The organism is Streptomyces sp. V4I8 (assembly GCF_041261225.1).
GTDB lineage: Bacteria > Actinomycetota > Actinomycetes > Streptomycetales > Streptomycetaceae > Streptomyces.
This window is the reverse complement of record NZ_JBGCCN010000001.1, coordinates 4,158,128-4,176,279: the sequence shown is the minus strand read 5'-3', so window position 1 is coordinate 4,176,279 and position 18,152 is coordinate 4,158,128. Positions and strand designations below refer to the sequence as shown.

Sequence of the window (18,152 nt, the reverse complement as noted above, 5' to 3'; positions counted from 1 at the left end):
GGTGGTGGTAAGGGGCATTGAGCATGTCAAGCGATACTGACAGCCCATTGAGTGAAGCGGACGTGTCGCCCCGTGTCGCCCCTCACCACCCTCCTGACCGTCCATTAGGCTCGCGCCTCCGCACAGGCTCGGACCTTCACGGAGGGCAGGACGGCGAGGATCACTCGAGAGCGCCTCGTCAGGACGCTGACGTTCTGGCTACGTCCTGCGTTCGCCTTGCGTGTCGTCAACCGCTTTCAGAAGGTCGCGGGATTCGACCGCTCGATGGCACTGGCGTCCAGTGCGCTCACCGCGCTGGTGCCGCTCGCCATTCTGAGTGGCGCCGTTCTCAGCAATCTTGTGCACTACGACGCCGCGGAGCGGATCATCAAGCGTTACGGCCTCACCGGCGAGGGGGCCAAGGCGGTCAACTCCCTGTTCGCCCCTGCTGAGGACACGGATGCAGGAGCGGGCGTCTTCGGGTTCGTCTTCCTGACGATTTCGGTGCTGAGCTTCGCGCGAGCCTCGCAGCGGCTGTTCGAGCAGACGTGGGAACTCGAGCCTCTCAGCGTGCGCAACACGCGGAACGGTCTGTGGTGGATCCTCACCCTTGTCGGCTACACGGTGCTCACCGGCTGGCTCTCCGCGGTCTTCGGCAAGGGGTACGGGCTGGGGCTGGGGGCCTTGGCGTGCCAGGTCCCGGTGAACGCCGCGTTCCTCGTCTGGAGCGGCTGGGTTCTGTCGGCGAAGCGCATCGTCTGGCGTGACCTGATCCCCTTCGGTGTCACCGCGGCCGTTCTGGTGGCGGCCTGGTCCGTGGGCGCAACCGTCTATCTGCCTCGCCTCTTCAACTCCTCCGTCTCACGGTACGGGGTCGTCGGTGCCGTCTTCGCGATGCTCTCGGCCCTCTTCGCAGTCATGCTCGCCCTCGTCGCGTCGGCGACACTCGGGCGAGAGGTACGAGACGAGCTGAGCCGTATCCGTGAGGGCCGACGCCCCTCCGACAACGAGGTCCGCCGACAGTGGGACAGCGTGGTCGAACAGGGCCGGTCACGTTGGCGCACAGCACGGACGCAGGCCGCTCGTCCGCAACTCAAAAAGCCTGACCACTGACGGGCCGGCACCGGACGCGAAAGCCGCGCGCGAAAGCCGCGCGCGAAACCCGCGCTCAACCCCGCGCCGCCCCCGGATGCACCCGCACCCACCCCTCCCAAGCCGAAGCGATCATGTCCTGCACATCGTGCTTGGCCTTCCAGCCCAGCTCGGTCGCGATGCGGTCGGCGGAGGCGACGACGCGGGCCGGGTCGCCGGGACGGCGGGGGGTGACGGTCGGGGGGCGGTCGAAGCCGGTGATGGCATTGATCATGTCGATCATCTCGCGGACCGAGACACCCTCCCCCCGGCCGATGTTGAGGGTCAGGGAGTGCCCGGGGGAGGACTGCAGGGCGCGGGCCGCGGCCACGTGGGCCTCGGCCAGGTCGACGACGTGGATGTAGTCGCGGATGCAGGTGCCGTCGGGGGTCGGGTAGTCGTCGCCGAAGATGCGCGGGGGCGCGTTCTCGGTGAGCTTCTCGAAGACCATGGGGATGAGGTTGAAGACACCGGTGTCGGCGAGTTCGGGGGCGGCGGCGCCCGCCACATTGAAGTAGCGGAGCGATGCCGTGGACAGCCCCGTCGCGCGGCCCGTCGCGCGGACCAGCCACTCGCCCGCCAGCTTGGTCTCGCCGTACGGCGACATCGGCGCGCACGGCGTCTCCTCCGTCACCAGGTCGACGTCCGGCATGCCGTACACCGCCGCCGAGGAGGAGAAGACGAAGGACGGTACGTCCGCCGCCGTCACGGCCTCCAGCAGGACGCGCAGGCCCTCGACGTTCTCCCGGTAGTAGTGCAGCGGGAGGTCCACCGACTCGCCGACCTGCTTCTTCGCCGCCAGGTGGACCACGCCGGTCACGCCGTGGTCGGCCAGGGCACGGGCCACGCGCTCACCGTCCAGGGTCGAGCCCACGACCAGCGGGACGCCGTCGGGCACCCGGTCGGCGATGCCGGTGGACAGGTCGTCGTACACCACGGCGTGCTCGCCCGCCTCGGTCATCGCCCGTACGACGTGCGCTCCGATGTAACCGGCGCCGCCGGTGATCAGCCAGGTCATGTGCGGCCGTCCCCTCATCAGTGGGCCTGTGGTCAGTAGCCCGGCTCGTCCGTGGCCGGGGTGTCGGTGTTCGGTGTCGGTGTTCGGTGTCGGTATTCGGTGTCTGCGCCGGCGTATGCGTCTGCGTCTGCGTCCGTGTCCGTGTCCGTGTTCGTGTTCGTGTCAAGGACAGTGTCGGTGAAGCAGGCGGCGGAATTTGCTGCGCACAACCGACATGACGCCGCGTAAGCCGGGTGCCACGCGTAGTGCCAGCGATCCGGAGTGGGTGGCGTACGGCTGGACGAGCACGAGGGCGTGCCGGGCGCCGATCGCGGCTCGCCGGCGCAGCAGACCGGCGCCTGCGACCGCGTGCGCCGTGACCTCGCGGTACGCGCCGCCACGGAAGCGCACGCGCAGGCGGAGATCCCATGTGCCCGCCCCGAACGCCGACCAGTCCACCGTCACCTCGGCCGACCAGACACCACCCCCGCCGGCCGAGGCCGGCCTCGGCGCCACATTCGTACGCGGCCCCGCCGCGACCCCCGTCTCCCGGCTCCGCCACTCAACCTCCAGCGCCTCCGGCCCCGCCTGCGCCACCCTGCCGTACAGCTCGTGCAGGCGCAGCCGGAGAAGGGCGGTACGCGCGCGTGGGCGCAGTTCCGCGTCGACGGCGAGAGGGAGGAGGCGGACGGGGCGGGTCAGCAGCGGCTCCAGGGTCACGTCGGGCAGATCGGCCGACCAGACGGGGGTGCCGTCGGGGGCGTGGGCGTACGGAGGGAGGAGGCGGGCCGGGCGGGAGGCCAGGTCCCTGAGGCGGGGCAGGTCGCGAGGCTCGGGGGAGGCCAGGACGACGCGGCCGATGAGACGGCCGGGCGCGGTGGGGTTGTGGGCCCAGTCGGACGCGTCGTACTGCGCGAGATACGCCCGCGTGTGCGCCCACCACGCGCGCTGGTAGGGCGTGTCGTGCAACCCCGACTCGCGTGCGTATATCCGCAGCTCGTGGTCGAGGAACTTGGCGCGGGCCGCCCGGGCGAGCTCCTTCTGCCCGGCGCCCAGCAGGATCTCGTACGCCAGCCGGCTCGCCTCCGTACGTGCCCTCCAGTTGGCGATGTCGGCGCGGTCCAGGGAGATCGACAGCCGGTCGGCCGAGCGGCGCACGTGCCAGACGTACACCCGGTCGGGGACGAGGGCGATGCGCGGACGGGCGGCGAGCACGCGCGCGGTGAAGACGAAGTCCTCGTAGGGGAAGCGCCCTTCGGGGAAGCGGATGCCGTGCTCGCGCAGGAAGTCCGTGCGGTAGAGCTTGTTCACGCAGAGCGTGTCGTGGACAAGGCGCGGGCGCTGAGCGGGGCGCTCGACCACGGCGTGCGCGGCGTAGAGGGGCGCCTGCCAGGGCACCTCGCGCCGTCCCGGCAGCTCACGCCGTACACACAGACCGCCCGCCACCTCCGCGTCCGCCCCCGTCGCCGCCGCGAGCAGCGCGTCCACTGCGCCCGGCGGAAGCACGTCGTCGCTGTCCAGGAACATCACATACGGCGTGGTCACCCGGTCGAGGCCGGTGTTGCGCGGGCTGCCGCAGCCGCCGCTGTTGACCCGGCGCCGGACCACCTTCAGGCGCGGTTCGGCCGTGGCGAGGCGGGCGAGCAGGTCCACGCTGTCGTCCGTGGAGCAGTCGTCGACGGCGACGACCTCACGGACGGCGGGGCCCTGCGCCAGTGCCGAGCGGACGGCGGTCGTCACATGTGCGGCGTCGTTGTAGCCGATGACGATGACGCCGACCCGCGGATCGCGCGCGGGGCGGGGGGCGTGCCGGGGGATGGGGTGCATGGGGCCACGGTCCGGAATCGAAGGAATGCTGGGTGATAGCCCGTTGAGCGGGACTTGGGGCCCGATCCGGAAGACGGCCGGAGTCGGGGCCCGGTTCACTCGCGGGCGGCGGCTTCTCGGGAGCGGGCGGGGGCCGTGCGGCGGAGGCGGTTCATCACGGCGGATCGTAAGCCGGGGGAATGCCGTATGAGGGGTGATACGCCGTCAATAGCCAGTAAGTGTCAGTTAATAGTGCAAACTGGGTCCCGTTCCTGCCGCCCATCGGGCGGCGGACGGCGCTCGCGTATCCGAGTGGGCGAGGAGTTCCGGCCACTTCCCTCCGGTCCCACCGGGGGTCCGCTACGGCTGTATGTCCGCCGCCCGGCCGCCCGACCGCACATGGACCTGCCCGCCCGACCGCCTAGGGATCTGGCTGCCGGACCGCCTACGGGACTGTCCGCCCGGCCGCCGGACCTGCCTGCCCACCCGACAGCGCGACCGTTCGCACCCCCTACGCGCCGAGCCCCGGCTCCTCCTCCACCGCCGCCGCGTCCAGTGCCTCGGTGAGCTGGTCCAGTCGTGCCCGCAGCTCGCGGATCTCGTCCACGTCGAAGCCCGTCGCCGTGGCGATCCGGCGTGGCACCTGGAGGGCGCGCTCGCGCAAGGCGGTGCCCTCCTCCGTCAGCCGTACCTCCACCGAGCGCTCGTCGCGGACGCTGCGCTCCCGGCGTACCAGGCCCGCCGCCTCCAGCCGCTTGAGCAGCGGCGACAGGGTGCCGGAGTCGAGGCGCAGGTGTTCGCCCAGCTTCTTGACGGGCAGGTCGCCGCGCTCCCACAGCACCAGCATGACCAGGTACTGCGGGTAGGTGAGCCCCAGGTCCTTCAGGACCACGCGGTAGACGCCGCCGAAGGCGCGCGACGCGGCGTTCAGGGAGAAGCAGATCTGCTGGTCGAGGCGGAGCCAGTCGGCCGTGGGCGTGGTCGTCATGGCTCCAGGGTAGCTCGTGTCCGTCATTTAGTTGCACGCAATTGAATTGCGTGCTCTACTTGTGGTCATGCGGCGGCTACCAACGGAGCCGCCGGATCGCAGATGACTTCGAGAGGGATGGTTTTCCATGGACGCGCTCTACACCGCTGTCGCCACCGCCACCCACGGCCGCGAGGGTCGCGCCGTCACCAACGACGGCAAGATCGACCTCGCGCTGGCCATGCCGGTGGAGCTGGGCGGCAACGGGCAGGGCACCAACCCGGAGCAGCTGTTCGCCGCCGGGTACGCCGCCTGCTTCGGCAGCGCCCTCGGCCTCGTCGGCCGTGCGGCCAAGGCCGACGTCTCCGACGCCGCCGTCACCGCCGAGGTCGGCATAGGCAAGCAGGGCGAGGGCTTCGGTCTCAAGGTGACGCTGCGCGTGGAGCTGCCCGACACCCTGGACGAGGCCACCGGTCGCAAGCTGGTCGAGCAGGCCCACCAGGTCTGCCCCTACTCCAACGCCACCCGCGGCAACATCGAGGTCGACCTCGTCATCGAGTAACCACCTCGGAGTCCTCCCGGGACCCCCGAGCCCTTCACCCGATCCGCGCCAGTACCTCCCCCGTCTCCCGGCTCCACGCCACCACCACCGCCTCCTCCGGTACCCGCTTCCACCGCGTCAGCAGCAGCCAGCGCGCGTGGTAGCGCCGGGCGACGGCCGTGCGCTCGGCGCGGGTCGAGGCGGGGGAGAGGTACGCCCGGACATCGGCGAGCCGGCGCTCCCGTTCCCGCTCGTCCAGGGCGGGGTCGGGCCAGGTCGGCGCGGCGAGGTTCGGCCCGTACCCCGGGATGGAGCGGGGCGCGAAGTGCCCGTCGGAGATGATCACCTCGCCCTTCCCGACGTGCCGTGCCACCCAGGCGTACGACGGCCAGCGCGACGGCTGCTCCAGCCCGATCGGGTCCAGTGCGCGCGGCAGGACCGCCCCGCCCTGCACGGTGAGGAACCCGACGCAGGCCCCGGCGATCGCGGCCCCGCCCAGCACCCGGCGCGCCCGCGCCCACGGCCGGGGTGCCGCGAGCTCCACCGCCAGCGCGAACTGTGACGGCACCAGCGTGAGCCCGAGGATCCTGCCGTAGGTGTAGTGGCCGCTGACCCAGCCGTACGCCACGACCAGGCAGTCGAGTGTGAAGAGCAGCACCAGCGGATCCCGCCAGGAGCCTCGCCGCCATCGCAGCCACAGCGCCGGCAGCCCCAGCAGCGCCAGCCAGAACTGCCCGCCGAGGTGCTCGTACAGCTGCCGGTGAATCCCGTCCACGCTGCTGTCCCCGGCCAGCGCGAACACATCGAAGTACGGCCAGCATCCGGCGACCAGCACCGCCGTTCCCGCCGTGGCTCCCCACCGCACCACCACGGCACCCCGCGCACCGCCCTGCGATGCGCGCCCCCATCCGCACTGCCACCCCGCGACGAACGCCACCGCCCCCAGTACCGCCGCCACCGCGGTGATCGGATGGATCAGCAGGATCAGCCCGTACAGCACCCCGATCCCCGCGTACCCGGCAAGCCCCGGCAGCCCGCTCGGCCCCACGTACCGGACCGCCCCCCGTTCCGGCCCCCGCCCGTATCCATGCCCCTGCCCCCGGGCCCGCGCCCCCGTCAACGCCCACGTCCAGAAGGTGAGGCCGATGGCGAAGGCCGAGGGGTAGCCGAGATTCCCGGTCATCGACATCAGGCTCAGGTAGCCGCTCCACCAGGCCCGCTCGGTCCCCCACAGCAGCGTCATCGCGCCCACCGCCAGCACCGGCGCCCACGGTCTCGGCGTCAGCACCCGCACGAAGCGGCCGATGCCGGTCAGCAGCACGAGCAGGTTCAGCGGACCGGCCAGCCGCACCACCTCCCAGCCGCCCAGCCCCGTCAGCCGGGCGAACGCCCCCTGCGCGACCGTGTACGGCGAGTAGTACGGGCTGCCCGCGCCCGGCAGGTCGGCCATCGGATGACGCGGGCGCAGGAGGTCCGCCTTCAGGCGTTCCACCACCGCCGCGTGCTGGCCCGCGTCGCAGCACAGCGGCACGGCCCAGTACGCCAGCAACATCACCAGGAAGAAGAGGAAGCCGAAGAGCTGGTACGGCGTCGGACGCCAACTGGGGCCGCCGCGCAGGGCACTCGCTCCGCGCACGGTCCTCCGGACGAGGACACCGACAGCGGCGCCCGCGGTTCTGGTCGTGGAGGTTGTGTGGGTTTGAGGCATTTGCCGTATGTTCCCGGCCGGACCGGTCGGGGCAACGGCTTCGCCTCACATCACCTCATCGAGTGAGCCCGCGGTCCCGCCGGAGCCGGCACCCGCTCCACCCCGGCCGACCGCTCCGTCATCCGCTCACCCAGCATCAGCGTCCGCACGACCCGTTCCGCGGCCAGCCCGTCGTCGAACTCGCAGAACCGCTCCCGGAACCCGGCCCGCAACCGCGCCGACTCCCCGTCCCGCCATGTCCCGGACGCGAACAGCCACGCCAACTCCCGGTAGGAGCACGACACATGGCCCGGCGCGTCGGCCGTGATGTCGAAGTAGGCGCCCCGGCTCGCCGCGTACGCACCCCAGTCGTCGGCGTGGATCACGATCGGCCGGTCCAGGTTGGCGTAGTCGAACATCAGGGCGGAGTAGTCGGTGACCAGGACATCGGCGGCGAGCAGCACATCCTCCACGTGCGGTTCGTCCGTCGCGTCGATCAGCACGCCCCGCCGGTGCAGATCGGCCAGGCCCATCCCGCGTGCCGTGCCGTTCGCCAGCGACGGGTGCAGCCGTACGACGAGCGTGTGGTCCGTGCCCAGGTCCTGGGCGAACCGGGCCAGGTCGATCCGGTCGACATGGCCGCCCCGGCGGTACTCCCGGCGGGTCGGCGCGTACAGCACGACGGTCTGCCCGGCGGGGACGCGGAGCCGCGCACGGGCCGCCTCCGTGGCCGCCGCGTCCGCGTTGACCAGCACGTCGTTGCGGGGGCTTCCCGTCCTGAGCGACGTGAAGTGACACGGGTACGCGCGCTCCCACACCAGCTCCGAGTGCCGGTTGGCCACCAGGCTGTAGTCCCAGCGGTCGGCCCGCCACAGCATCTTCGGCACGTCGAAGCCGTGCCGGGCGCCGGGCTTGGCCAGCAGGTCGGCCGCCATGTACTTGAGCGGGGTGCCCTGGTGGGTCTGGAGGTGGACGCTGCCGGGGCGCTTGGCCAGGGTGCCGGGCCAGTTGACGTTGTTCACCCAGTACGTGGCCCGCGCCATGACCTCGTGGTAGCGCCGCGAGCCGGGCGTCACGCAGTCGATGCCGGGCGGCAGCGCGTCCACCGCGTCCTCCCGGACCACCCACACACCCTCGATGTGCGGGGCGATCTCACGGGCCTTGGCGTGGATGGCCGCCGGATCACCCAGCACCCCGCGATGCGAGAACGCCGAGTAGACGGCCAGGTCCGGATCGAGCGGAAGCCTCGACCGGGCTCCGTACCAGGCCTGTTGGGCCCGCTCGGACGCCGCCCGTGTCACCCGCCGCTTGCCGGCCCCCGCCACCTTGCGCACCTCGCGCAGACCGCGGGCCACGGCGTACGACGGGTAGGACGCCGTCGCCAGCAGCCGCATCTCCCGGCCGCGCCACCCGTCGGGCGGGGTGAAGCCGTCCGGGACGTGGCGGGCGTGGAAGGAACGGATCTCGCGGTAGAAGTCCGGCCGGTCCGCGGGCCGCACCCGGTCCTCGCGCGCGAGCACGAACAGCATGTGATCCAGGGCCCGTTCGAACAGCAGGGGTCGCGCCCACGCAAGGTCCGGGCGCTCTTCGAGGAACGCGAACAGGCCCTCGTACTGCGGGAAGATGTCGAAGTGCCGCCGCCCCGGCGTCTTGGTGATCGCGCCCTGTCGGCGCTGCCGGTACTCGACCCCGATCCGCTCCAGACAGGCGATGCGGTCGGCCAGCACCATCGAGCGGTAGGTGACGGGCGCGTCCTCGTACAGGCCCGGCGCGTAGCGCAGTTCATGCTTCAGGAAGAAGTCCCGCCGGTACGCCTTGTTCCAGGCGACCAGGAACAGATGCAGATACTCGGGGTTCTCGCGGACGCCGAAGGTCTCCGTACCGGCCGCGGCCAGCAGGTCCGCCGCCGTACTGCGGCCACCGCGCCCCCACCAGTGCGTGCGCACATGGTCGAAGACCAGGATGTCCGGGTCGTCGCTCTCCTCCAGTCGTGCGGCCACGGCCGCGAGCAGACCCGGCGTGTAGTGGTCGTCGCTGTCGAGGAACAGGACGTAGTCGCCGCTCGCCTCCTCCAGACCGGCGTTGCGGGCCCGGCCGAGGCCCACGTTCTCCGGCAGGTGCAGCACGCGCACGCGTGCGTCGCGCTCGGCGTAGCCGTCCAGGATGGCGGGACAGCCGTCGGGCGAGCGGTCGTCGACGGCGATCACCTCGAAGTCGGTGTACGACTGCCCGAGCACCGAGTCCAGGCACTCCCGCAGGAAGCCCTGCACCTTGAAGACGGGGACGATGATGCTGAAGCGGGGCACGTCAGTTCCTTACGAGGTCGTCGCGGCTGGGGCCGGGATGCGCTCGGCGAGCGGGATCACCGCCGGGATCGCCTCGGGCGGCTCGCCCAGCAGCACCCGGCGTACGACCCGCTCGGCGGCCTGCCCGTCGTCGAACTGGCAGAAGCGCTCCCGGAACGCGGCACGCAGCGCCGCGGCCTCCCCGTCCGCCCACGAGCCGTCACGGAACACCGCCGCCAGTTCCTCCGGCGTGTGCGCGACCCGCCCAGGCGGGGCCTCCATCAGGTCGAAGTAGACGCCCCGCAGCTCCCGGTAGACGTCCCAGTCGTCCGCGTACACGACGATCGGCCGGTCCAGATTGGCGTAGTCGAACATGATGGACGAGTAGTCGGTGATCAGCGCGTCGGCGGCCAGGCACACGTCCTCGGCGGAGCGGTGCCCGGTGACGTCGATGATCCGGCCGCTGCCGCGCGCCGCGCCCTGGTCGTAGAAGTAGTGGGCACGCAGCAGCACGACGTACTCCTCGCCGATCTCCTCGCACAGCGCGTCGAGGTCGAGGCTCGTCTCGAAGCCGGTGGCGTGGTCGCGGTGTGTGGGCGCGTAAAGCAGGGCCTTCTTGCCCTCGGGGACGCCGAGTTCGCGGCGGATGCGGGCGACGTCGGCGGCGGTCGCCGTGTAGTAGGCGTCGTTGCGCGGATAGCCGTATTCGAGGGTCTCGTGCGCGGCGGGGAAGGCGCTCTCCCACATCTCCGTGGAGTGCCGGTTGGAGGTGAGGTTGTAGTCCCAGCGGTCCACGCGGGCCAGCAGCTTGGCGAAGCTGCCGGTCGCCGCGGCCACCACCGGGTAGGTCGCCTGGTCGGCGCCCATCTTCTTCAGCGGGGTGCCGTGCTGGGTCGACAGATGGACACTGCCCTCGCGCTTGACCACGGCGTCCGCGAAGTTGGCGTTGTTGATCAGGTACTTGGCGCGGGCGAGCACGTCCCAGTACCGACGGCTGCCGATGACCGCGTACTCCACGTCCTTCGGCACGCTGTCCACCGCGTCCGGCTCGACCAGGAAAACCGAGCGCAGATGCGGGGCGAGCTCCCGCGCCTTGGCATGGATCGCGGCCGGGTTGCAGGCGTAGCCGCGGCCCCAGTACGCGCAGTACACGGCGAGGTTCTGGTCCAGCCGACGGCGCAGCTGCCACCGGTAGCGCAGCCGCGTGCGCAGCCCGCGCGGGCGCGGAAGGCCCGAAGCGGCCTTCGCCGCCACCTGGTTGACGCCGCGCAGCGCCCGGAACGCCGCGTACGCCCCCCTTGCCAGCAGCCGGTGCTGCACACCGAGACTGCCGCCCGGCACCCGGGCCCCGGCGGGCCGGTGCCGTCGGTAGAGCCCGCTCGCCCGCCGGAAGAAGGCACGGCGCCGGCGCGGCAGCCGCCGAGCATGGGCCGCCGTCTTCAGTACGGCGGCGAAGAGCTGCTCGAACAACGGCCCGAGCCGTTGCCCGGACAGCCCCTGCTCGGCGGCCCGCGCGAGCACCAGCTCGACCTGGTCGAGCAGCTCGAAGTGGTGCTCCCCGGGCAGGTTCAGCCGGTTGCCCTGCCGCCGCAGCAGATGCCGTACGACGACCTGACGCAGCACCGCCATGCGCTCGGCGCTCAACACCACCAGACCGCCGAAGCCGACGTCGGTGAAGTGGCCGTCGGGGAAGGTGAGTTGCCGATCGACGAGGAACGTCCGCCGATAGGCCGCACTCCACGCCGGGAGCTGGACGCCCGTCAACTCGGCGGCCTCGCCCGGCGCGAAGACCCCGCCCGGGGCCCGCGCCAGCAGCAGCGCGGCCGGGTTGGTCGGCTCACCCACCCACCACGGGGTCCGCTCGTGCTCGAAGTACAGGACATCCACGTCCCCCGTCTCGCGCAGCCGGGCGTCCAGCGCCGCCAGCGCGCCCGGTACCAGCACGTCGTCGCCGTCCAGGAACAGCAGCCACTCGCCCAGCGCCGCCCGCGACCCGGTGTTGCGCGCCCCCGCCAGACCGTCCGCCGGCGGCGAGTGCACGGGCGCCACCCGGCAGTCCCGCTCGGCGTACCCGACGGCCACGTCCGCCGCTGGGGAGTCCGGGCCGTCGCAGACCGGGATCAGCTCGAAGTCGCCGAAGGACTGGCCGAGGACCGAGTCCAGCGCCTGGGACAGCCGGCCCGCGACTCCATGGGAAGGGACGATGATGCTGAAGCGGGGCATACTGCTCTTTCTGTCGGTGTTCTGACGGCCGGGTACTCAGGAGGCGGCGTCGGCCTCAGTCGGCTGCGGTTCGGCAGCGCCCTGAAGGGGCGCGGGCCGTGTCCATATGCGGCTCCGCCGCGTGGGCGCGACCAGCCACGATGGCGCCGCGGACGATCGACGGCCCATCGCAGCACCCCCACCGGCCCGCGGTTTCACGACCGTCCCCCCAGCGGAGCGCTCGGCACGGGGTGGCGCTTGTCCAGCGGCGTCACGGGCGGGAGGTCGCTCTCGCCCAGCACCACATGCCGTACGACCCGCTCGGCGGCGCGTCCGTCGTCGTGCGGGCAGAAGCGCTCGCGGAACGCCGACCGCAGCTGGTGGGAGCGCGAGCCCCGCCAGTGGCCGGTGGCGAAGATGTCGATCAGCTCGTCCTCGCTGCGCGCCACCGCGCCGGGCGGGAAGGAGCGCAGGTCGAAGTAGGTGCCACGGGCGGCCTCGTACGCCTCGGCGTCATCGCTGTGGATGACGATCGGCCGGTCGAGGTTGGCGTAGTCGAACATGAGGGACGAGTAGTCGGTGACCAGGGCGTCCGAGGCGAGGCACAGCGACTCGACGCCGGGATGGTCGGTGACGTCGATGAGCCGGCCGGGCAGGGGGACGTCGACGAGGGGGCCGCCGTGGCGGGGGTGGGCGCGGGCCAGGACGACGTAACCGGGGCCCAGGCGGCGCAGGACGCGTGGCAGGTCCAGGGTGGTGCGCTGGGTGCGGCGGTAGTCGCGGTGGGTGGGGGCGTAGAGGATCACGACCGCGTCCTCGGGGATGCCGAGCTGCTCGCGGATCCGGGCCACGTCCGCCGATGTCGCCTGCTGGAAGACGTCGTTGCGCGGGCTGCCGTATTCGAGGGTCTTGTAGGAACCCGGGTGAACGCGCTCCCAGGTCAGGGTGGAGTGGCGGTTCGCGGACAGGACGTAGTCCCACTTGTCGACGTTGTCGAGGAACTCGTCGACGTCCCCCTCGGCCGTGGCCGCCGGGCGTTCGCGCAGGTCGAGGCCCATGTGCTTGAGCGGGGTGCCCTGCCGGGTCTGGACGAAGACCTGCCCGGCGCGCTTGACCAGGCGGCGGTCGAAGCCGGCGTTGTGGACGAGGTACTTGGAGCGGGCCAGGGCCGTCCAGTAGGCGGCCGTGCCGGGGCGCAGGCGGCGCGTGCCGGACGGGTCGGGGGCGTCGGAGGGGTGCTGCTCGGTCTCGGCGACCCAGGCCGTGCGGATGTGCGGCGCGTGCGTGCGGAACGCCTGCTCAAGGGCGCCCGGACCGCAGCCCTGGCGGCCGCGGACGCCGTGGGCGGCGAAGACGGCGCGGTCGGCGCGCAGGGGGAGGCTGCGCTGGATGCGGTAGTGCAGGCGCAGGGCGGCGGAACGGAGGCCCTTCAGCAGCCGGCCGCCGACCTTCGCGGTACGGCGGGCCAGGGCGAACGCCAGCTGCAGGGCGCGGTACGTGCGGTGCAGGCCCAGGCGGATCAGGGTGTGGTGGGCGCGGCTGCGCGGGGGGACGGTGGCGCCGGGGGAGCGGTAACGGCGGTAGTGGGTGCGTGCCTTGCGCAGGAACGCGGCGCGGCTGCGGCGCGGGAGGCGGTCCCGGCGGGCGAACACCACCACCAGATGGTCGACCATGCGGCGGAACAACACCGGGCGCCACCGGGCGAGTTCGGGGTTCTGGTCGACGTACGCGAAGACACGGTCGTACTGCTCGAAGATGTCGAAGTGCCGCGGGCTGACCGTGCCGAGGATGGCGCCCCGGCGCCGCTGCCGGTAGTGCACGCACACCCGGTCCAGGGTCGCGATGGACTCCGCCGCCATCAGGACCGGGTACGTCCAGGGCGTGTCCTCGTAGTAGCCGGGCGGGAAGGTGAAGCCCTCCGCCTCGACGAACTCCCGGCGGTACGCCTTGTTCCAGGCGACCATCAGCAGCCGCAGCAGCCCCGGCCGGTCCGCCAGCCGGAACGGCGCCGGGCCCTCCTCGGTGAGCAGGGCCGCGACCTGGTTGCGGATCGTCTCGCCGGTCCAGAAGGTCCGCGCGTAGTCGTAGACCAGGACGTCCGGCTCACCGGTCTCCTTCAGCCGGTCGGCGATCGCGTGCAGGGAGTCGGGGGTGAGGGTGTCGTCGCTGTCCAGGAAGATCAGGTAGTCGCCGGTGGCCTCCGCGACACCGGCGTTGCGAGCCGGCCCCAGGCCCTGGTTCTCGGCGAGGTGCACGGCACGTACCCGCTGGTCGCGGGCGGCGAACTCGTCGATGATCGCCCCGCACGCGTCCGGCGAGCAGTCGTCGACGGCGATCAGTTCGAGATCGGGATACGACTGCGAGAGCACCGATTCCAGGCACTCGTGCAGGTACGCCTGAACCTTGTACGCGGGGACAATGACACTGAACCTGGGCAAGGGACATCCACTTGGTCGACCGGGACGGCAGGCGGCGACAGCGCCTTGCCCGGCAACGGCCAATGGAGTGACTTGGTTACGGCGAGGTACGGCATACGGGGGATCACGAAGGCAGGGGAAAGGAGCGGACCGATCACGGCCCGCTCCCTCAACCACCTTGTTCTTACGACTACTTGACCGCGCCCGCCATCACGCCGGACACGAACTGCCGCTGGAACGCGAAGAACACGACCAGCGGGATCACCATGGAGATGAACGCCCCGGGTGCCAGGACGTCGATGTTGTTGCCGAACTGCCGGACCTGTGTCTGCAGCGCGACCGTGATCGGCTGGCTTCCCGAGTCCGTGAAGATCAGCGCGACCAGCATGTCGTTCCACACCCACAGGAACTGGAAGATGCCGAGCGCGGCGATCGCCGGACCGCCCAGCGGCATCACGACACGGAAGAACAGACGCAGTTCACCGGCGCCGTCCAGCCGGGCCGCCTCCAGCAGCTCCCGCGGGATCTCCGCGAAGAAGTTCCGCAGCAGGAACACCGCGAAGGGCAGTCCGAAGCCGACGTGGAAGAGGATCACGCCGATCAGGGAACCGAAGATGCCGATGTTGCCGAACAGTTCGGCGATCGGGATCAGCGCCACCTGCACCGGCACGACCAGCAGGCCGACCACGCCCAGGAACCACCAGTCGCGGCCCGGGAACTCCATCCACGCGAACGCGTAGCCCGCCAGCGAGCCGATGATGACGACCAGGAGCGTCGCCGGGACCGTGATCAGCACGGTGTTGAGGATCGAGTCGGTGATGTCCGGGTTGCTCAGCAGCTTGTCGTAGCTCTCGAAGGTGAGTTGGGAGGGCTTGCTGAAGACCTCCCACCAGCCGCTCGCGGTCATCTCCTCCGGCGGCCGGAGGGAGGACACCAGCAGCCCGATCGTCGGGACCAGCCAGAACAGGCCGACGAGGATGAGAAACACCCGCACCAGCCCGCCGCTGACGAAGGCGGCGAGCCTCGCGCCGAGGGACTGCTCGCCCTTGACGTCCGGGAGCGGCTCGGGCGCCCCCTTGGTGAGCCCGCCCGCGTCCGCGCTCATCGCAGCACCTCCCGCTGCAGCCTACGGATGTTACTGCTCATATCCGGGGGGTAACCCCCGGACGCCCGGCAGACGGTCAGGTGCTCTTTCATCGCCGGACCTCCCGCCTGAGCCGACGGATGTTGAACCACATCACGGGAATCACCAAGAGCAGCAGGAACACCGCGATCGCGCTGGCGATGCCCGGCTGGTCCTCGGAGAAGCCCTTGCGGTACAGCTCCAGGGCGAGGACGTTCGCGTCGTCCTGGGAGGAGCCCGGGGCGATGATGAAGACCAGGTCGAAGACCTTCAGGACGTTGATCATCAGGGTGACGGTGACGACCGCGAGGACGGGCGCCAGCAGCGGCACCGTGACCCGGCGGAACACCTGCCACTCGTTGGCGCCGTCGACGCGGGCCGCCTCCAGCAGATCGCGCGGGATACCCGCGAGCCCGGCGGCGATCAGCACCATCGCGAACCCGGCCCACATCCAGATGTACGACCCGATGATGGCCGGCGTGACGAGGGACGGGCCGAGCCAGTCCACACCGTTGTACGGCTCCTTGAAGTTGTCCGGCGGCAACCGGAGTTGGGCTCCCTCGGCGGCGGCCGGCAGCGTGAACGTGCCGTCGTCGGCCGCCATCGCGCTGGCCACGACCTCGCCGTCCTTGACGGCCTCGATCTTCATCCCGGCATAGCCCAGCTCCGACGCGTCGACCCCGCCGAGCGTGCCGACGCCCTTGCCGCGCGTGAAGTCCTGCCAGGTGGTGCCGGTGATCCCGGACGGATCGGCCTTCGCCTCCACGGCCCTCTCGGCGTCGTCCGGCATCTGGTCGGGGGCGACGCCGACGAGCGGCAGGGAGACCGGAGTGCCGGCGCTGACGGTGGCCTTGGTGATGAAGCCGCCGCCCGGCGCCGCTTCGAGCGGCGACTCCCGGCCCGGGTGGGCCTTCGGGAACGCCGACGCCTGCGCGAAGGTGTCGTGGACGCCCACCCACACCGCGTTCGCGACGCCCTTGTCCGGGTCCTGGTCGTAGACGAGCCGGAAGATGATGCCCGCCGCCAGCATCGAGATCGCCATCGGCATGAAGACGACCAGTTTGAACGCCGTACCCCAGCGCACCCGCTCGGTCAGCACCGCGAAGATCAGCCCGAGCGCGGTGGCGACCGTCGGGGCGAACACCACCCAGATGACGTTGTTCTTCAGGGCGGTGCGGATGCCGTCGTCGGTGAAGAGCGCCTCGTAGTTGTCGAACCCGGCGAAGCCGTCGCCGGACTGGTCGTAGAAACTCCGGATGACCGAGTACCCGATCGGGTAGACCACGAGCGCGCCGAGCAGCACGAGGGCGGGCAGCAGGAACAGCGCTGCCACCATCCTGCGGGTGCCGGTCACACTCTTGCGCGACTTGGGTGCGGCAGGGGTCGGAGTGACCCCTGCCGCTTCCGTCGACGCCATGGCGTCAGTTTCCGTACGCCGCGGCCGCGTCGGCTTCCAGCTTCGCCTGCGTGCCCGCGATGTCCGTCGGGTTCTTCAGGAAGTCCTGCAGGGCCTTCCACTCGCCCTTGCCGGGCGTGCCGCCGAAGGCCTGCGGGGCCTGGTCGGACATGTCGAAGCGGAAGTCGTCACCGGAGTCGATGAGCGCCTTGGCGATCTTCCGCTGCACCTCGTTCGGGTACGCCGAGTTGTCCACGTTCTTGTTCGGCGAGAGGTAGCCGCCGAGCTTCGCCTGGATCGTCGCCGCGTCCGGGGAGGCGAGCCAGGTGGCCAGGGCCTGCGCCGCCTTGGAGTCCTGGAGGATGACGGCCGCGTCCCCGCCGGAGACGACGGGCGCGGTGTCACCGACGGTCGGGAACGGGAACACCTTCGCGTCCGTGCCGACCTTCGCCTTGGCCTGCACGATGTTGACCTGCGCGAAGTCACCCTCGTAGACCATGGCGGCCTTCGGCTGGTCGCCGCCGGTGAAGACCTGCGTGACGGAGGCCGGGAAGTCCGTCTGGAGCGCGCCGGTCGCGCCACCCGCCACGTAGTCCTTCTTGCCCCACACCTGGGCGAGCGTGGTGAGCGCGTCCTTCACGGACGGGTCGGTCCACTTGATCTCGTGCTTGGCCAGCTGGTCGTACTTCTCCGGACCCGCCTGGGAGAGGTAGACGTTCTCGAACCAGTCGGTCAGGGTCCAGCCCTCGGCGCCGCCGACCGAGAACGGCGTGACACCGGAGTCGTAGACGGTCTGGGCGGTGGTGAGCAGCTCGTCCCACGTCTTGGGCTCGCCGGCCCCGGCGTTCTCGAAGACCTGGTTGTTGTACCAGATCAGGGACTTGTTGGCGGCCTTGTAGTAGACCCCGTACTGCTTGTTGTCGACCTTGCCGATGTTCTGCCAGCCCTGCGAGTAGTTCTCCTGCAGCTCCTTGATCGCGTCGGAGCCGAGGGGCTTGGCCCACTTCTTCTCCACGGCCTGCTTGATGGCGCCGGGCTGCGGAAGCATCGCGATGTCCGGCGGCTGGCCGCCCGCGACCTTCGAGCCGAGGAAGTTGATGATCGGGTCCTGTGCGGGCACGAAGGTCACCTTGGCGCCCGTGCGCTTCTCGAACTCCGCGAGGACCTGTTTGAAGTTGGCCTGTTCGGCACCGGTCCAGACGGCGGCGACCTCTAGGGATTCGCCGTTCAGCTTGGGAAGGGTGACGGTGCTGCCGGTCTCCTGGCCGGTTCCGCCCTGTTCGTTGCCGTCGCCGCCGCTGTCGTCATCGCCTCCGCATGCGGTGAGCGAGAGTGCGAGGGCACCTGCGAGTACGGCTGCCGCTGCCCTTGCGGCCCTGCTTGTCCGGTTCTTGCTGCTCGTGCTGCGCATGACTGCCCCGTTCTTCGTGCATCGTCGAACGTTCGAGCGCTGTCCCGTGCGATCTGGTCTACGCCTTGGGTTTGGGGGCGGCAAGACCGCGTCCGCTGTCAAGCGGGGGATCGTGACCGCCTCGTGACCAGGCCGTGTGCCTGCGACGGCTGGACCGAAGACGTGCGGGTACGCGGTGGCTCGCGTCCCTGGGGGCTGCGCCCCCAGACC

At 71.1% G+C, this 18,152-nt stretch carries 12 protein-coding genes; 2 read left to right on the top strand and 10 right to left on the bottom strand.

All coding sequences use genetic code 11. The annotated features are described in order from the left end of the window. Positions 1 to 264 precede the first annotated feature (264 nt). Positions 265 to 1,092 (top strand): hypothetical protein, encoded by an 828-nt coding sequence (locus tag ABIE67_RS18965; RefSeq protein WP_370258976.1) that lies wholly within the window; start codon positions 265 to 267, stop codon positions 1,090 to 1,092. Between the two features lie 55 nt (positions 1,093 to 1,147). Here the strand turns inward: ABIE67_RS18965 and galE are convergent, their stop codons facing one another. From galE to ABIE67_RS18950, 3 genes are all read right to left on the bottom strand, one after another. Further along, on the bottom strand, positions 1,148 to 2,128 hold the full coding sequence (gene galE / locus ABIE67_RS18960) for a UDP-glucose 4-epimerase GalE (RefSeq protein WP_370258974.1): 981 nt from the start codon (positions 2,126 to 2,128) through the stop codon (positions 1,148 to 1,150). A 162-nt stretch (positions 2,129 to 2,290) separates the two neighbouring features. Beyond that, positions 2,291 to 3,934 carry a glycosyltransferase family 2 protein gene (locus tag ABIE67_RS18955; protein WP_370258972.1) on the bottom strand — a complete coding sequence of 548 codons (1,644 nt, stop codon included), beginning with the start codon at positions 3,932 to 3,934 and terminating at the stop codon, positions 2,291 to 2,293. Positions 3,935 to 4,424: 490 nt separating this feature from the next. After that, entirely contained in the window at positions 4,425 to 4,901 is a 477-nt protein-coding gene (locus ABIE67_RS18950) for a MarR family winged helix-turn-helix transcriptional regulator (protein ID WP_370258970.1), read from the bottom strand. Between the two features lie 127 nt (positions 4,902 to 5,028). On the opposite strand from ABIE67_RS18950, the gene ABIE67_RS18945 reads away from it, so the two are divergent. After that, positions 5,029 to 5,442, top strand: coding sequence for an organic hydroperoxide resistance protein (locus tag ABIE67_RS18945; RefSeq protein WP_370258966.1), 414 nt, complete (start codon positions 5,029 to 5,031; stop codon positions 5,440 to 5,442). A gap of 34 nt (positions 5,443 to 5,476) precedes the next feature. On the opposite strand, the gene ABIE67_RS18940 is transcribed toward ABIE67_RS18945, so the two are convergent. From ABIE67_RS18940 to ABIE67_RS18910, 7 genes are all read right to left on the bottom strand, one after another. Continuing rightward, a complete protein-coding gene (locus ABIE67_RS18940; protein ID WP_370258961.1) occupies positions 5,477 to 7,129 on the bottom strand; it encodes a hypothetical protein in 1,653 nt (550 codons plus the stop codon). 50 nt (positions 7,130 to 7,179) lie between these two features. Next, a complete protein-coding gene (locus ABIE67_RS18935; RefSeq protein WP_370258957.1) occupies positions 7,180 to 9,414 on the bottom strand; it encodes a CDP-glycerol glycerophosphotransferase family protein in 2,235 nt (744 codons plus the stop codon). 9 nt (positions 9,415 to 9,423) lie between these two features. After that, on the bottom strand, positions 9,424 to 11,616 hold the full coding sequence (locus tag ABIE67_RS18930; protein ID WP_370258956.1) for a CDP-glycerol glycerophosphotransferase family protein: 2,193 nt from the start codon (positions 11,614 to 11,616) through the stop codon (positions 9,424 to 9,426). Positions 11,617 to 11,810: 194 nt separating this feature from the next. Then, positions 11,811 to 14,033, bottom strand: coding sequence for a CDP-glycerol glycerophosphotransferase family protein (locus ABIE67_RS18925; protein WP_370258954.1), 2,223 nt, complete (start codon positions 14,031 to 14,033; stop codon positions 11,811 to 11,813). 169 nt (positions 14,034 to 14,202) lie between these two features. Continuing rightward, positions 14,203 to 15,117 carry a carbohydrate ABC transporter permease gene (locus tag ABIE67_RS18920; protein WP_370258951.1) on the bottom strand — a complete coding sequence of 305 codons (915 nt, stop codon included), beginning with the start codon at positions 15,115 to 15,117 and terminating at the stop codon, positions 14,203 to 14,205. An 88-nt stretch (positions 15,118 to 15,205) separates the two neighbouring features. Beyond that, a complete protein-coding gene (locus ABIE67_RS18915) occupies positions 15,206 to 16,552 on the bottom strand; it encodes a carbohydrate ABC transporter permease (protein ID WP_370258948.1) in 1,347 nt (448 codons plus the stop codon). Positions 16,553 to 16,556: 4 nt separating this feature from the next. Beyond that, entirely contained in the window at positions 16,557 to 17,942 is a 1,386-nt protein-coding gene (locus ABIE67_RS18910; protein ID WP_370258944.1) for an ABC transporter substrate-binding protein, read from the bottom strand. Positions 17,943 to 18,152 lie beyond the last annotated feature (210 nt).

Bases quoted from the DNA above. Each gene is read 5' to 3' on its own strand.
- ABIE67_RS18965 (WP_370258976.1), top strand. From the start codon at position 265: ATGGCACTGGCGTCCAGTGCGCTCACCGCGCTGGTGCCGCTCGCCATT.
- galE (WP_370258974.1), bottom strand. From the start codon at position 2,128: ATGACCTGGCTGATCACCGGCGGCGCCGGTTACATCGGAGCGCACGTC.
- ABIE67_RS18955 (WP_370258972.1), bottom strand. From the start codon at position 3,934: ATGCACCCCATCCCCCGGCACGCCCCCCGCCCCGCGCGCGATCCGCGG.
- ABIE67_RS18950 (WP_370258970.1), bottom strand. From the start codon at position 4,901: ATGACGACCACGCCCACGGCCGACTGGCTCCGCCTCGACCAGCAGATC.
- ABIE67_RS18945 (WP_370258966.1), top strand. From the start codon at position 5,029: ATGGACGCGCTCTACACCGCTGTCGCCACCGCCACCCACGGCCGCGAG.
- ABIE67_RS18940 (WP_370258961.1), bottom strand. From the start codon at position 7,129: ATGCCTCAAACCCACACAACCTCCACGACCAGAACCGCGGGCGCCGCT.
- ABIE67_RS18930 (WP_370258956.1), bottom strand. From the start codon at position 11,616: ATGCCCCGCTTCAGCATCATCGTCCCTTCCCATGGAGTCGCGGGCCGG.
- ABIE67_RS18920 (WP_370258951.1), bottom strand. From the start codon at position 15,117: ATGAGCGCGGACGCGGGCGGGCTCACCAAGGGGGCGCCCGAGCCGCTC.
- ABIE67_RS18915 (WP_370258948.1), bottom strand. From the start codon at position 16,552: ATGGCGTCGACGGAAGCGGCAGGGGTCACTCCGACCCCTGCCGCACCC.
- ABIE67_RS18910 (WP_370258944.1), bottom strand. From the start codon at position 17,942: ATGCGCAGCACGAGCAGCAAGAACCGGACAAGCAGGGCCGCAAGGGCA.